Origin of the sequence: Flavivirga eckloniae (assembly GCF_002886045.1) — a bacterium.
Classification (GTDB): Bacteria; Bacteroidota; Bacteroidia; order Flavobacteriales; family Flavobacteriaceae; genus Flavivirga; species Flavivirga eckloniae.
The window spans coordinates 3,030,364-3,046,240 of sequence record NZ_CP025791.1 but is presented as its reverse complement, the minus strand read 5'-3'; the positions used below and the strand labels follow the sequence as shown (position 1 = coordinate 3,046,240).

Annotated in this window: 10 protein-coding genes; 9 read left to right on the top strand and 1 reads right to left on the bottom strand. The window is 34.2% G+C overall.

Going from position 1 to position 15,877, the window contains the following annotated elements; genetic code table 11:
* The first annotated feature begins 243 nt into the window (after positions 1 to 243).
* The 4 genes from C1H87_RS12575 to C1H87_RS12560 all read left to right on the top strand — a co-directional run bounded on the left by C1H87_RS12575 (position 244) and on the right by C1H87_RS12560 (position 7,497).
* Positions 244 to 1,650 (top strand): glycogen synthase, encoded by a 1,407-nt coding sequence (locus tag C1H87_RS12575; RefSeq protein WP_102756152.1) that lies wholly within the window; start codon positions 244 to 246, stop codon positions 1,648 to 1,650.
* A gap of 4 nt (positions 1,651 to 1,654) precedes the next feature.
* Positions 1,655 to 2,917 carry a glucose-1-phosphate adenylyltransferase gene (locus C1H87_RS12570; RefSeq protein ID WP_102756151.1) on the top strand — a complete coding sequence of 421 codons (1,263 nt, stop codon included), beginning with the start codon at positions 1,655 to 1,657 and terminating at the stop codon, positions 2,915 to 2,917.
* A gap of 3 nt (positions 2,918 to 2,920) precedes the next feature.
* A complete protein-coding gene (gene glgB / locus C1H87_RS12565) occupies positions 2,921 to 4,828 on the top strand; it encodes a 1,4-alpha-glucan branching protein GlgB (protein ID WP_102756150.1) in 1,908 nt (635 codons plus the stop codon).
* Positions 4,829 to 5,094: 266 nt separating this feature from the next.
* A complete protein-coding gene (locus C1H87_RS12560) occupies positions 5,095 to 7,497 on the top strand; it encodes a glycoside hydrolase family 31 protein (protein ID WP_102756149.1) in 2,403 nt (800 codons plus the stop codon).
* A 164-nt stretch (positions 7,498 to 7,661) separates the two neighbouring features.
* On the opposite strand, the gene C1H87_RS12555 is transcribed toward C1H87_RS12560, so the two are convergent.
* Positions 7,662 to 9,494 carry a cation:proton antiporter gene (locus C1H87_RS12555; protein WP_102756148.1) on the bottom strand — a complete coding sequence of 611 codons (1,833 nt, stop codon included), beginning with the start codon at positions 9,492 to 9,494 and terminating at the stop codon, positions 7,662 to 7,664.
* Between the two features lie 269 nt (positions 9,495 to 9,763).
* Between C1H87_RS12555 and C1H87_RS12550 the strand changes: the two genes are divergently transcribed.
* From C1H87_RS12550 to C1H87_RS12530, 5 genes are all read left to right on the top strand, one after another.
* The gene (locus C1H87_RS12550; RefSeq protein ID WP_102756147.1) at positions 9,764 to 10,612 is read left to right on the top strand and encodes a universal stress protein; all 849 of its coding nucleotides are present in this window, start codon (positions 9,764 to 9,766) and stop codon (positions 10,610 to 10,612) included.
* Positions 10,609 to 12,804: a SulP family inorganic anion transporter gene (locus tag C1H87_RS12545; protein ID WP_102756146.1), complete on the top strand. Its 2,196-nt coding sequence runs from the start codon at positions 10,609 to 10,611 to the stop codon at positions 12,802 to 12,804. Before C1H87_RS12550 ends, C1H87_RS12545 begins: the two co-directional genes overlap by 4 nt.
* Positions 12,805 to 13,071: 267 nt before the next feature.
* A complete protein-coding gene (locus C1H87_RS12540; RefSeq protein ID WP_158655217.1) occupies positions 13,072 to 13,563 on the top strand; it encodes a hypothetical protein in 492 nt (163 codons plus the stop codon).
* A 258-nt stretch (positions 13,564 to 13,821) separates the two neighbouring features.
* Entirely contained in the window at positions 13,822 to 14,214 is a 393-nt protein-coding gene (locus C1H87_RS12535; protein WP_102756144.1) for a hypothetical protein, read from the top strand.
* Positions 14,215 to 14,278: 64 nt separating this feature from the next.
* Complete coding sequence (locus C1H87_RS12530) at positions 14,279 to 15,769, top strand: HEAT repeat domain-containing protein (protein ID WP_102756143.1); 1,491 nt, start codon at positions 14,279 to 14,281, stop codon at positions 15,767 to 15,769.
* Positions 15,770 to 15,877 lie beyond the last annotated feature (108 nt).

Below are 15,877 nucleotides of genomic sequence, written 5' to 3'. Positions count from 1 at the left end.
CAAATATAATCTTTACTCTTAAATATTCAATAAATTGATTTTTTCTCCTTAACAACTAAAACTAACACACTAAGACATTTTCATAACCTAGTAAAAAAATTAAGAGTTTTTATGTATTTTTTTTAATTTTTGTTAGCAATACTCGCAATTAATCTCAGTTATATTTTATTTTTCTTAAAAATAAAATCATACAAAAAAATTAGCTAATTATTTCGTAAGTTTATAAGATACGCAAAACTATATATGAATATTGTACACATTAGCGCAGAATGCTACCCAGTAGCAAAAATAGGAGGGTTGGCAGATGTTGTTGGAGCATTACCTAAATATCAAAATAGTGCAACAATTTCATCTCAGGTTATTATGCCTTTTTATAATAACAAGTTTACAAAAGCGAATACATTTAATACGGTTTATGAATCTCAATTAAGCTTAGGGGACACACTATATCCGTTTAAAATATTAACTCTAAAAGAAAGCCTTTTGGAGTTTGATATATTCTTTGTTGATGTACCTCAGCTTTTGTTTAAGGAATATGTTTACTCCAATGATGATACTGAACGATTTTTAGCCTTTCAAATTGCAGCTCTGGACTGGATGTTAACCTGGGATAAACATCCCGATTTTATACACTGCCATGATCACCATACAGGTCTTGTTCCTTTCATGCTTCAAGAAAGTTTTAAATATGAAACGTTTAGAAAAATCCCTAATTTATTAACCATACACAATGCCCAATACCAAGGATGGTTTTCTCATAAAAAAGTAGACTTAATTCCTCCTTTTAATTTTCAAAATGTTGGACTTTTAGATTGGTCGGGGAATATAAACCCATTGGCAGCAGCTATAAAATGCGCCTGGGGAGTTACCACGGTATCACCAAGCTACATGGAAGAATTAAAAACCGCTGCTAATGGTCTAGAAAGTCTGTTAAATCATGAAAGCGCAAAATGTTCTGGTATTCTAAACGGTATCGATTGGAACGTATGGAACCCCGAAACCGATAATTACCTTATTTCAAACTATAGTACCAAAACAGTAGTAGCCGGTAAAAAGGCAAATAAGAAGCATTTATGCGACACCTTTAATTTAGATGTTAACAAACCTCTTTTTGCTTTTATTGGTAGATTGGTCGGCGAAAAAGGATCTGACCTCTTTCCCGAAACATTTAAAAAAGTTCTTGAAAAAAACAAGGCTTCCATTCTATTACTAGGCTCTGGGCATGACGATGTTGAAATACAGTTGGAAGCCCTAAAAAATGATTATAAAGGGACTTACAATGCTTTTATAGGCTACGACGAAGCTTTATCTCATGTTATTTATGCTGGTGCAGATTTTTTACTCATGCCTTCACGAGTAGAGCCTTGTGGACTCAACCAAATGTATGCGCTAAGGTATGGCACCATCCCCATAGTAAGAAGCATAGGAGGGCTTAAAGATACTGTTACTGACATTTCAGAAGAAAACGGATTTGGTATTAGCCATGCCAACGTTACTGTTTCAGAGATCACGAATGCAATTGATAGAGGTGTTTCCCTCTATAAAGATAGCACTACCTACAAGAAATTGAGCGCTCAGGTTATGAAAATTAACCATTCCTGGGACGCATCTGCTAAAGAATACATTAAACTATACAAATCCATAAACTAAAAATATGATTAACGATAAAGTTTTAGCCATTATTTTAGGGGGCGGTCAAGGCTCCAGATTATATCCATTAACAGAAGCAAGATCTAAACCAGCAGTTCCAATTGCGGGTAAATATAGGTTGGTTGATATACCTATTTCAAATTGTATTAATTCGAACATAAAACGCATATTTGTTTTAACACAATTTAATTCCGCATCGTTAAATAGGCATATTAAAAACACGTATCATTTTAGTTTTTTCAGTTCGGCTTTTGTCGATGTATTAGCAGCAGAACAAACACCAGCAAATAAAACATGGTTTCAGGGTACGGCAGATGCTGTTCGCCAGAGCATGCACCATTTTACAAGGCACGAATTCGATTATGTATTAATTCTTTCTGGAGATCAATTATACCAAATGGATTACGAATTAATGATCGACGCACATATAAAAAGCAAAGCTAAAATATCTATCGCTACCATTCCCGTTAATGCTAAAGATGCCACATCCTTTGGTATTCTAAAAGCAAACGATAAAAATGTAATTACTTCATTTATTGAAAAACCAGACGCCGAAGTATTACCAGAATGGGTTTCTGAAGTAAGTGACGACATGAAAAACGAGGGTAGAAACTATTTGGCTTCCATGGGAATCTATATTTTTAATAGGGATTTATTAATTAAACTCATGAAAGATCCTAATACCATAGATTTTGGCAAGGAAATCATCCCACAAAATATCGACAAACACAAAACATTAAGCTATCAATATGAAGGCTACTGGACCGATATTGGAAATATAGATTCGTTCTTTGAAGCCAATATTGGTTTAACGGCAGACATTCCAAAATTCGATTTATACGATAAATCTAAACGTATTTATACCAGAGCCCGAATGCTCCCTACAACAAAAGTATCGGGAACAACGCTTAACAAAACCGTAGTCGCAGAAGGCTGTATAATTAGTGCTGCAAAAATTGAGAAATCGGTTATTGGTATTCGTTCCAGAATTGGAGACGAATCTACAATAATAAACACCTATATTATGGGTAACGACCATTACCAAACATTAGAAAACGTTACCAACCCCAATGTTAACTCAATAGGCATCGGGGCACGTTGTTTTATAAAAAATGCGATTTTAGATAAAAATTGCTGTATCGGTGACGATGTAAGAATTAATGGAGGTCCACACTTAGAACCAATCGAAACAGATTCTTATGCTATTAAAGATGGGATAGTAGTAATTAAAAAAGGAGCTGTAATCCCTAATGGCTTTGTAATATAATATATGGCACACGTAAAACCTTTTAGCTTATTTACAGAATTCGATATCGATCTTTTTAAAGCAGGAAAACATTATCGACTTTATGAAAAATTCGGATCACATATAACAACTAGAGAAGGCGTTGAAGGCACATATTTCGCAGTCTGGGCACCAAGCGCTAAATCGGTATCTGTAATTGGCGATTTTAACTTCTGGGTAGAAGGCGTACATCAATTAAATGTACGTTGGGACTCAAGTGGTATTTGGGAAGGTTTTATTCCTTTAATAGGAAAAGGCAATCTTTATAAATATAAGATTGAAAGCCACCATAACAATGTAACAACAGTAAAAGCTGATCCATATGCGAGGCGCTGCGAACATCCACCTAAAACGGCATCGATAATCTGGGACGATTCCTATGCCTGGAAAGATAAAGACTGGATGAAAAAGCGCAAGAAACACAATGCTATAGACGCGCCCTTTTCTGTTTACGAAGTGCATTTAGGATCCTGGAAAAGACATCTGGAAGAAAAGCGGTTTTTATCCTATTTCGAATTAGCCGATAGTTTGGTAAACTATGTAAAAGACATGAATTTTACACATGTAGAACTCATGCCTATTATGGAATATCCTTACGATCCATCTTGGGGATACCAGCTAACAGGCTATTTTGCACCAACATCCCGCTTCGGTTATCCCGAAGAGTTTAAGTATTTGATTGATAAACTACACCAAAACGATATTGGAATTATTTTAGATTGGGTACCATCACATTTTCCCGAAGACGCACACGGTCTTGGTTTTTTTGATGGTTCTAGCTTATACGAACACCCAGATAAAAGAAAAGGGTACCATCCAGATTGGAAAAGTTTAATCTTTAATTACGAACGCAACGAAGTTAGGTCTTTCCTAATAAGTAATGCCATTTTCTGGTTGGATCAATATCATGCAGACGGATTGCGCGTAGATGCAGTAGCATCTATGCTGTTTTTAGATTACTCCCGCGAAGATGGTGAATGGGAACCAAACATCCATGGAGGCAAAGAAAACCTAGCTGCTATTAGCTTTTTTAAAGAATTAAATAAGGAGGTTTACAAGTCTTTCCCAGATGTTCAAACCATTGCAGAAGAATCTACGGCATTTCCTATGGTGTCTAAACCAGTGTTCTCTGGCGGACTGGGTTTTGGAATGAAATGGATGATGGGTTGGATGCACGATACTTTAGAGTATTTTTCCAAAGATCCTATTTACAGAAAACACCATCAAAACGATATAACATTTAGTTTGGCATATGCCTTTACCGAAAACTTTATGCTTCCATTATCGCATGACGAAGTTGTTTATGGAAAGAACTCTATTTTAGGCAGAATGCCAGGCGATGAATGGCAGCGCTTTGCAAACCTTCGATTGCTTTACGGTTATATGTTCACTCACCCTGGAACCAAGTTATTGTTTATGGGTGGCGAATTTGGTCAATATAACGAATGGAATTTCGAGAAAAGCCTCGATTGGAACCTGCTGGAGTTTGAGCCACACAAAAATCTTCAAAACTATTATAAAGCATTAAACACACTATATAAAACAACTCCTGCGTTGTACGAAAACGGATTTAGCAACGAGGGGTTTGAATGGATTAGCTTCGACGACCATGAGAACTGCGTTATGTCTTACATAAGAAAAGGGTACGACGCTAAACATAACCTCATTGTTGTTTGTAATTTCACCCCAACAGTTAGGGAAAATTATAAAATTGGAATTCCAATAAAAGCAAAACTCAAAGAGATTTTTAATAGTGACGCTAAAGCGTTTGGAGGTAGCGATGTTTTAAACAATAAACAAATTATCACAAAAAAAGATCCTTGGAATGGTAGGGATTATTCAGCAGAAATAACACTAGCACCCCTGGCCATATCTGTATTTGAATTTAAATAGGGCGTATTCAATAGTAATTGCAGACCATACCGTTACATCTTGGATGCGAAAATGACAATCGTTTAAACTTCAGCATTTTAACACGCTTTATTTTGAGAAAACAACATCGAAAACACGCTAAATAACAATTTGTTTGAGGTTTCCTTAAATATCGACCTATTAATTTGCGTTTTATAAAATAATCTTGTTGTTTTTTTAATATAAACAACCCCTTTTTGCCTACTAAATTTAGTAATTTAGGCAATTATTAAACTGCGCTAACCGCTATGATTTTAAATACAGAATTAGAATATAAAGGAAACTTGTTTCCATCTAAAATAGTTTCATACGAAAAGAATCTGAACGTCCTCTCATTTACCACAGAGAACAATGTTATATTGGAAATTACCGTACGTCGAGATAGTGTTTTACGATTTAGATACAGTACAACAGGTAGTTTTGAAAATGACTTTTCTTATGCCATAACCAAATATGCAAGCAGGGGCTATAACCATCTTGAAGTTACCGAAAGTGACGATAATTACATTATAACTACGGCCAAACTTATTTGTCATGTTTCAAAAGCCGACTTACGAACCTCTATTTTCGATGCTAACGATAACGCTTTAATTTGTGAAGACGAACTCGGGTTTCATTGGGAAGAAAGTTATGAGCATGGCGGCGATATTGTAAAGATGTCCAAAACCTCTCAGCCAGGTGAAAGTTACTATGGTTTGGGCGATAAGCCTGTAGACAACAACCTTAAAGGAAAGCGTTTTGAAAATTGGGTAACAGATTCTTATGCCTATGGCAGGGATACCGACCCTATTTATAAAGCTATCCCGTTTTATACAGGATTACACCATAAAAAATCTTATGGAATCTTTTTTGATAACACATTCCGTTCGTTTTTTGATTTTTGTCAAGAACGTCGTAACATAACCAGTTTTTGGGCTCAAGGTGGCGAAATGAATTACTATTTCATCTATGGTCCCGAAATGTCTGATGTTGTTGCCAATTATACCGATTTAACAGGGAAACCCCACGAGTTACCAGCACTTTGGGCTTTAGGCTATCACCAATGTAAATGGAGTTATTATCCAGAATCGAACGTAAAAGAAATTACTGCGAAATTCAGGGAATTACAGATTCCTTGTGATGCCATTTATTTAGATATCGACTATATGCAAGGGTTTAGGTGCTTTACATGGAGTAAAGAACATTTTCCAGATCCTAAAAGAATGGTTGCTGAATTGGCAGACGATGGCTTTAAAACCATCGTTATTATAGATCCGGGTATTAAAATAGATATGGATTACTCGATATTTAAGGAAGGCCTCGAAAAAGATTATTTCTGTAAACGCGCAGACGGACCTTATATGAAAGGAAAAGTATGGCCAGGTGAATGCTACTTCCCCGATTTTACGAGACCAGAAGTAAGAGAATGGTGGTCTACTTTGTTTAAGGAACTTATTGAAGATATAGGTGTAAAAGGTGTTTGGAATGATATGAATGAGCCAGCTGTTATGGATGTTCCCGGTAAGACCTTCCCTGATGATGTAAGACACGATTACGATGGTAATCCGTGCAGCCATAGAAAAGCTCATAATATTTACGGTATGCAAATGGCTCGAGCAACTTATCAGGGTTTAAAAAAATTCTCGTATCCTAAAAGACCGTTTGTAATTACTAGAGCCGCATATTCTGGTACACAACGCTACACATCTAGTTGGACAGGTGATAATGTCGCTACCTGGGATCATTTAAATATAGCAAACCTACAGGCACAACGCATGTGTATGTCGGGGTTCTCGTTCATAGGATCGGATATTGGTGGATTTGCAGAACAACCTAATGGCGAATTGTATGCCCGTTGGATTCAATTGGGTATTTTCCACCCATTCTGTAGAACGCATTCTTCCGGAGATCATGGTGATCAAGAACCATGGGCTTTTGGAGATACAATAACCGACGTGGTAAGAAAGTTTATCGAATTAAGATATCAATTACTGCCATACTTATACACTGCTTTTTGGAGATATGCAGAAGAAGGTGTTCCGATTTTAAAATCGTTAGTGCTTTACGATCAAGAAGATTCTCAAACGCACTACAGAAATGATGAATTTATTTTTGGTGAAGAAATACTGGCATGCCCAATTACAGGACCTAACCAGAAAGGAAGACGCATGTATATTCCTAGAGGGAAATGGTATAATTTCTGGACGGATGAAGTAGTAATCGGAGGTCAGGAGTTATGGGTAGATGCAGATCTGGACAGTATGCCAATTTTTGTAAAAGAAGGCGCTATTATACCTAAATATCCTGTTCAGCAATATGTAGGTGAAAAGGTTATTGACGAATTATTATTGGATGTATATTACAAACTAGGTAAAGAAAACTCTACGGTTTATGAAGATGCTACAGATGGTTACGATTACATTAAGGGAAGATATAGTTTAAGAGACTTTAAATTGCTTGGTAAGGAAAACGAACTAATCATTCAACAGCATAAATCCGGTAAGTTTATAACAACGTATAAAACGTTTAAATTATGCTTACATGGTTTACCTTTTGAAATTTCTAAAGTTCAGGTTGATAATGAAGAAATTCTTTTTAAGGATATTAAGCTTAATGGTGATAACACGTTAGTTCTTAATAAAGAGTTTACAGAGCTTCATATTATGGCTTAAAAAATTGTCATTCAGAGCAGCTCGTGCTGAGCCTTTCTGCTTCGCTCAAGATAAACTAAAGTCGAAGCAAGCGAACCTATCTGCAGTAGGCAGGGAATCTCAATGCTGTTATACGCTAATTCAGATTCTTCGGTCGTTCCTCCCTCTGAATGACAATTTTAGATCTATTCCTCTTCTTTTATAGGCTCTCCCAAATAAACCAATTTATAGCCTTTTTCAACCCTATCAATAGCATTGTTATAAGAAGATATTATTTCTAAAACGCCATTCTTATCTTTAATAAATAGAGGTACCGTATCTGGTTCTTTATTTGCAATCGCAATTAAAGTTTTACAATGTGCCTTATCGTTAATTTTAATTTCATGAATTTTAGGATTTTTTCGAGCGGCCTCTGTAAGCACATTAAAGTCGTCTGTTTGAGAAAATAAACCTTCATTAGGAACATTATCAGGGCCATTCATTTCATCGGCCGTTATCAATCTAAACGACCCATTTTCGCCAAATTGTTTTCCAAACTTATCAATAGCATAATTATTGATATCTGCACTACCAGTTAGAGCCATTAAAAACCCCATATCGTTAAGTTCTATATTGTCATCTAAATCTTCAGAATATATATCGGTATTTATAGCTTCAAGTCCCAATTCTTGTGCCATCTGGATATTAGCCTGATTGCTGTCTATTAAAACCACATGTCTTTGGTTTTTCATTAAATATTGTCCTATTAATCTGGAAACCTGAGATGCTCCTAAAATTAAAATACCTTCCGATCTTTTTAGAAAAACACCAACTATTTTGGCAAACCCTCTAGCCGTGGTTGCATTAAGCAAAACAGTTCCAAGAACAATCATAAATACCAAAGGTGTTATATATTCGGCACCTTCAACACCCTGTTTCATTAACTTGCTTCCAAACAGCGAGGCAATACCGGCAGCCACTATACCCCGTGGACCAACCCAGCTTATAAATACCTTTTCGTTTGTTTTTAACTTAGATTTCGAAGTACTCAAAAACACTCCCAAAGGCCTAACAATAAAAACAACAGAAGCAAAAAGCAACGCTGTTTTCCAGCTAACAAGCAGCATTAAATCTTCAATATTAATATTTGCTGCCAATAGGATGAAAAGAATTGAAATTAATAAAACGCTCAGTGATTCCTTAAAATAAAGCAGTTCTTTTATGTTCTTTAATTTACTATTCCCTAAAACCATTCCCATAACAACAACTGCCAATAAACCCGATTCGTGTGCAAAGACTTCCGATTCAACAAAAACCAATAGTACCGTAGAAAGCGATACAACATTTAACAGATAATGCGGAACCAATTTTTTATTAATAACAAACGCCAAGGCATGGGCAAACGTAAAGCCAAAAGTAGTACCGAAAAGAATAATCTTTCCAAATTCAATTAAAGCTGTCTTAGTAAAACCGCTATCGCCTTCAACACTAATAAATTCGAATACGAGTACCGCTACCAAAGCCCCAATAGGATCTATTAAAATACCCTCCCATTTCAATACGGTCGACACATCTTTTTTAAGCGGAATATTTCTTAAAATAGGCGTGATTACTGTTGGTCCGGTAACAATTATTAATGCCGAAAACAAAAATGACAGCTCCCAGCTTAGTCCAAAAACGAAATGAGCCAATATCCCTGCTCCAAAAAAAGTAACTGCAGAACCTATTGTTATCAATTTAGTAATAACGGGACCTACATTATCTATTTCGGAACGCTTTAATGTTAATCCGCCTTCAAAAAGAATAATACTAATAGCCAGCGACACAAAGTAGAACAAACCTTCACCAGGAAACAGTCCTTTTTCTCCATTCCAAATAGGTTCTATCCATTTTGAACCATCGTCGCTTAAAAATTCGGCAGCAATAGGCCCGACCAACAAACCAATTAAGATTAATGGTAAAATAGCGGGAATCTTGAACTTCCATGCTACCCATTGTGCCAAAATACCTAATATTATAATACCTGCTAGCTCTAACATAAATTTTTATTTTGTTTAATACAAATTCAACAAAAACCAATTAAAAGTGCTACCAATAACCAACTAATATTGGGCAGCATATTTCTTAAATAATGTAAACTTCAATTAGGTTTCGGCCTTGCATAGACTCAATTCATTAACAGTCAGCAAAATACAAAAAACAGTGTGCCGAATTCACATTAATTAGATACTAATTTAAATAAAACAGATGATTTTTATGTTTTCAAAAAATGTTATCTTTCTGCTCTTGTAAAATAAATCTTAAATAATTGTCTTTACAACCATTTAAAAGTATTGGTATTGGCGTAGCCTTTTCTCCTAACTTGAAAGCAAATCTTTTTGAGGCTGCTAGATTATCCCTTTTCTTTAATTCCAAGTTAATTTTAATACATGTTGGAGAGGTATCTGATGATAAGGTAAAAATGCTTAAGGTGTTTTTAAAACCTTTCGAGAAGGACAATTTAAAGTATGAGGTTGTTTACAAACCGGGAGATCCGGTAAACGTTATTTTATCGACCACCGAAGAAAAAGATATCGATCTCCTTATCCTTGGAGCTTTACAGCGCGAGCGCTTTTTAAAGTACTATGTAGGGTCTATTGCCAGAAAAATTACACGTAAAGCAAAATGTTCTGTTTTACTATTAATAAAACCTTCGGTAGAGCGTGTAGCATGTGAACACATTGTTGTAAATGGTTTAGAAGACCCAAAAACCGAGCAGACCATAAAAGCAGCATATTATGTTGCCAGCCATCTCAGTGCAGAAAAAATCACTATTGTTGAAGAAATAAAACAAGAGCAGGTTTCTGTAAAGGTAGACGACGATAAATCCTTGCGTAAAGCTAATATTATTAAAGAGCGTATAAGACTTAGAGAAAACTCGAGAATTAAAGACATTATAGAACATATTCCAGAAAAATACACTAAAAGTATTGTTACCAAATTACAGCCTATTTTCGGTAAACAAGGATACTCCATTGGGCACTATGCCCAAATTTCAAGAGCCGACTTATTGGTGATGAATGCCCCAAGTAAAATGACATTTTGGGACCGTTTATTTCCGCATGATATCGAACATATTTTAACCGAATTACCAACAGACGTGCTAATCCTTCAATGAGTCCTAAAAAAAATAAAATAAAAGATTTTATTAGTGCATTACCCAAAAATATATTTTCGGGCTTTGTAGTTAGTCTTATTGCATTACCATTGGGCTTAGGGCTTGCTATGGCAAGTGATGCGCCACCTATTGCCGGAATTATCGCTGCAGTAATCGGCGGTATTCTTGTTTCTATATTGGGAGGAAGCCATGTAACGATTGCAGGACCCGGTAATGGTCTGGTAGGAGTGCTTTTAATAGCTATAACAACCTTGGGCATAGAAAGCGCATATGCAGCCATTGTGTGCTCCGGAATTTTAATCATGCTACTTGGGTTTTTCAGGATGGGGAAATTGGCAGATTTCTTTCCGTCTTCCGCTATTCAAGGCATGCTTGCTGCTATTGGTTTAATTATTCTTGGTAAGCAGTTTCATATTATGTTTGCTCATAAAATTTCGCGGGAAGAAACTTTAGATTATCTTTTTGAAATTCCGTTTACTATTAACGATGCACTGCATTATGAAAATAAAGGGTTAATATTCGCAGCATTAGCAGGTATTTTAAGCTTGGCTATTATGATGTTCTATTCCAAGGTAAGGAACAAGTACTTGCAACTCATCCCGGCGCCTATGTGGATTGTTATTTTATCCATTGGTTTTAGTTATTACTTCGAACTTGTTGTGCATGAGAACAACCCCATAGCAAAAGAATACATGATCTCCGGGATTCCAAATATTCAAACCATTATCGCGAATACCCATTTACCCGATTTTTCAAAGGTTGGTGGTTTTTCGTTTTGGTCTAGCGTACTCGCCATTACTTTAATTGCAAGTATTGAATCGCTTTTAAGTATTAAGGCGGTAGATAAACTCGATCCTGAAAAAAGACGATCTAATGTAAACAAGGATCTTAAGGCACTTGGTTTAGCCACCATAGGCAGTGGTTTTCTGGGCGGATTAAATGTGGTTACTGTTATCGCGCGAAGTTCTGTTAATGTTAATAATGGTGCTAGTAACAGGTCTTCTAATTTTTTCCATGCGGCCTTTTTAGTTATGTTTATTGTGTTGTTCAGTACTCAATTAACTCGCATTCCTTTACCCGCTTTAATGGCTATTTTGGTGTTTACGGGATACAAACTAGCGTCACCTAAAATTATTAGAAAAATATTCTTTATAGGTAAAGAACAACTCATTATATTTTTTACAACCCTTATTGTAACTCTAAAAATAGGGTTAATAACTGGCATTATAGCTGGGGTAGTTATTACTTTTATTATTCATATTGTTCTTAACAAAACGCTTTCGCTATTCCTTAGAAATGTTATGAAACCGAATGTTTTAATGTATCAGGAAGAAGGTCATGACAATTATTACATTAGTGTAAAGCATTTTTGCAGCTTTTTAAACTACTACAAGCTAAAAGAGAAGTTAGACGCTGTGCCGGAAGATAAAGAAGTTATCGTAGATTTTTCGATGTGCAGTTTTGTAGACCATACGGTTATGGAAAACATGCACAACTATCAGGAGTTATTTAAAAAGCGTGGTGGTCATTTTGATGTGATTGGTTTAGATATGCACGATACCGACTCTGAGCACCCTTTTGCTTTGCGTCGTTTACTGCCCGTGCCAAATATTATTAAAAATAACCTTACCAGACGCCAAACAAGTATGGAAGATCTGGCCGAGGATTATGATTTAATCTACACCTCCGAAAAACGTAAGGAGATAGATTTTTTAAATCACTTCTTGTTTTTCAATACTAAAAACATCAACCATATTTATAATCAATTGTCGTATAAAAACCATACGATAAACCTGTTCGATATAGAATTTTCCGAAGGGGAATTTATAGCCAAGGAAGTCGTTAGGTCTACCATGCTTCATATAAAATTAAATCAGGCCATTCCAGAATTTACATTGGATAGGGAAGGCTTTTTAGAAAAGGTATATTCGTTCGCTGGTTTTAAAGATATTCCTATTCAAAATCATTCTGATTTCTCTAAACGTTTTTATCTACTAGGGGACAACGAAGAAGCCATAACAGCTTTCTTCGACGACGACCTTGTTCATTTCTTTGAAAGTAATCCGTATTACCATATCGAATCTAACGGCGAATCTTTATTGATTTTTGGAAAAGAACGTTTGGCTAGTATTAAAGAGATTAAAGCCCTTTTCGACTTTGGAAAGCGTTTAAAAGAGGTTGTTGAGCATTGATATGTCATTCAGAACGCAGTGAAGAATCTCTTAAATCGAGTCTTTAAAAAACTATTCATCAATCTTATAACTTCAAAACACCCAAGTTTTAACAAAAGTGACTTAATTATTATACAATTCTATTTTATAAGATAATTCTGTCGTTAAATTAAATAAACTTCTTATGTTTAGACAGATGTAAGAAAAATAAATGCTACAAAGTGCTATAGTTTTACTTGAACGAAAACTCAACTAAAATAGATACGTGGTTAATAACAAGTAAAACTAATGAATCATCTAATTAGATATAATAGATTTTACATTTATGGTACTGCAATAATTTTGATGCTTTTTTGCGGAAATAAAGTTTACGATCTATGGAACGAACCTGTAACTAAATACTCTCACAATTTTACCATTGCTTTAATAACAGGAATAATTTCATCTATTATTCCTTTGCTATTTGGATTGAATTTAGGATCAAAACTGAAAAGCAAATTATTCCATTTAAAAATAAAGAATGTGTTAAGAAGTATATCAGAAAAAAGAAGTAATAACAAGATTGATAAAAATACAGCTCAAGAACTAGTAATTGATATAGTAAATGCATTCAGCGACGGAATTATTAATGAACCATGGTATCAGGAAGTTATTAAATACAATCAAAAACCAAATATGAAAGAAGTTGATTGTGGTGTTTGCGGTAAAGCAATTGAAATGATTGAGAATAAATGTAGCAACTGTAAACTAAATTGTTTTGCATGGGGCATAAAGCAATGAAAAAAAATTCTTCTTATAGGCTCTAATAAGATTTTAAACGATGCTACTGGCTTTTACTAGATAAGCCTGCACAGCACTCGTTAGTGAAAGATCGCTAGTCAAGATTTTCTATTTGGAATATAGCCGGGTAAGCTCCCATCAAGTAAAACAAATCATTGTAATAAATTATAGTTAATCAAAAATAAATACCCTGTAATGGGTATTGAAAAAAGAAAACTTATCAATTAATTTTATTTTAAAATATTCAAAATCAAAAAAATGAAAATAACAACAGCTATAGTATTTCTCTTGATGAGTTATAGTGTTTACTCGCAGAGCTCAGACAAAAACCACTGTTCAGAAAATCTAAAAATAACATTTTTAGATAAGAAAGATGCGGATTGGGAATTAAAAAACCACTCCATAGCTAATAAATATTTAAATATTGTAATCGATGATTCAAGAATATTATATCTCAATAACGATATAAAAGATGAATCTGAATTATTTGATGCTATACAAGAGATAGAAAAAGCTGTTACTTACAGGTTTAGAGTTGTTATAGGGATAAAAAACGATGTCCCATTTGAGGTCTTTACAGATCTCTTATGCTGGTTGAGTAAAATTAGAAGCGATCAAATTGGCGATATAGAAGTATATCATTTCGACTAACCTTCAACAAAAAACACATAACCGAGTAACGTTTATACAATAATACTAAATCATTAAAAACATTATGGATAAGTTTAATGAAGACCAAGAGTTTCTGTATCTAAAGATAAAATCTGAACTTACCGATTCCACAGATAAACGAGTAAGCGAACATCTTGATCGAGATAGAACATTAATAAAAAATACAATTACCACTGTTTCAAGAGTTTTCTTATGGGTGATAGCGTTATTTTCAGTTTTACTAACAATACTGGGAATAAAAACTTATTCAGACATTAAAAATGCGATAAATAAGACAGCAGAAACAAGCATTAGTAGAGAGTTAGCCAAAACAGATATTTTAAAAAAGTATGAGAACAAAGCAAAAATATTATATACCAACGCACTGACAGAATCTTATCTGTTAAAATTAGAAAAACTAAAGCACAATAGGTTTTCACGATTTGAATTAAAACCTGAACATTTAGAGCACTTTATTGACGTGATTGATCGACCTGATTTAGATATTGATACATTTAAAAGTATTATTTCAATCTTATCTGAGGCGAGATTTGAACCAAATGAGAAAGAGAGATTAATGGCCAAATTAAAAGTTATTCTTTCAAAGGATTTTATTTTTTATTCTTATAATACGGAAAAGCTCACGGCAATATTTACCAACTTACATAATATTGATTATGATGAGTTTAAAATCATAAACAGACACTATATAAAAGATTCAGAAGAAAATTTAGAAGTTAGAATTGCTGCAATAAATCACCTAAAAAAAACTTCCGACTATGAAGCAATTCCTTTACTCGAAGATTTGTCAAGTTCTAAAAATGAAGATATTCAAAAAGCTAGTTTAAATGCTCTCGCTTATTGTAATTGTAAGAATAAAAAAGTTCAGCATTACATAGCTAAAAAATTAACCGGAAAAATCAATCTTGATAAAGCAAGTGATTTGTTGAATATTGTAAATGAATCACTTTCAGGAATATATTCTTCAAATAAAAGGAAATCAATATTAGATGAAATAGATGAGGATACTTTGGAGTCTTGCTTGGAACAATCAAAAGAACTAGTGAAAAAATTGATTGACAAAGGAGTTATGTTTACATATTCAAAATTTGCTTTTTCAGATAGACCCCCCAGGCTCAGTATTTATTTAAAAAATCGAAAATCAATATTATCAAGTATCAATGGAGATTTATTTTTTAAGTATCACATTGAACAGAAATTGTTATCGGATGCAACGAATTCCTTAGAAACATTTTCAAAATACTTGAAAGGTCTTAATAGTATTAATTCTTTAGTAAGACGAGAGCAAGAAGCAAGAATAATCGCTACAATAAATAGTGATAAAATATTAAAATTAAATGACACAGAATTATCGAGTAAAGACATTAACGGAAATATTGTCATTGAACTAAATGATAACGATAAAGTTATGGCAAAATGGTGGGACTACTCTGATAAATTGATTGTCAAGGAAATAAAAGAACTTAATGCTCTTGAAGAGTTTCGTTTTATTTCAAGAGCATCGAGTTCCTTAAATGAACTTTGGTGGAAATGAAATGCGGTAAAACAAAATTAGAACTTTGTAGCATCTTAAGGTATATGTATTCGATTATCATTTTTTTAAAACAAAAAACTCGCTATCATCAGTTTTTAACTGATGATT

Coding starts and splice junctions, on each gene's coding strand:
- C1H87_RS12575 (WP_102756152.1), top strand. CDS start 244: ATGAATATTGTACACATTAGCGCAGAATGCTACCCAGTAGCAAAAATA.
- C1H87_RS12570 (WP_102756151.1), top strand. CDS start 1,655: ATGATTAACGATAAAGTTTTAGCCATTATTTTAGGGGGCGGTCAAGGC.
- glgB (WP_102756150.1), top strand. CDS start 2,921: ATGGCACACGTAAAACCTTTTAGCTTATTTACAGAATTCGATATCGAT.
- C1H87_RS12560 (WP_102756149.1), top strand. CDS start 5,095: ATGATTTTAAATACAGAATTAGAATATAAAGGAAACTTGTTTCCATCT.
- C1H87_RS12555 (WP_102756148.1), bottom strand. CDS start 9,494: ATGTTAGAGCTAGCAGGTATTATAATATTAGGTATTTTGGCACAATGG.
- C1H87_RS12545 (WP_102756146.1), top strand. CDS start 10,609: ATGAGTCCTAAAAAAAATAAAATAAAAGATTTTATTAGTGCATTACCC.
- C1H87_RS12540 (WP_158655217.1), top strand. CDS start 13,072: ATGAATCATCTAATTAGATATAATAGATTTTACATTTATGGTACTGCA.
- C1H87_RS12535 (WP_102756144.1), top strand. CDS start 13,822: ATGAAAATAACAACAGCTATAGTATTTCTCTTGATGAGTTATAGTGTT.
- C1H87_RS12530 (WP_102756143.1), top strand. CDS start 14,279: ATGGATAAGTTTAATGAAGACCAAGAGTTTCTGTATCTAAAGATAAAA.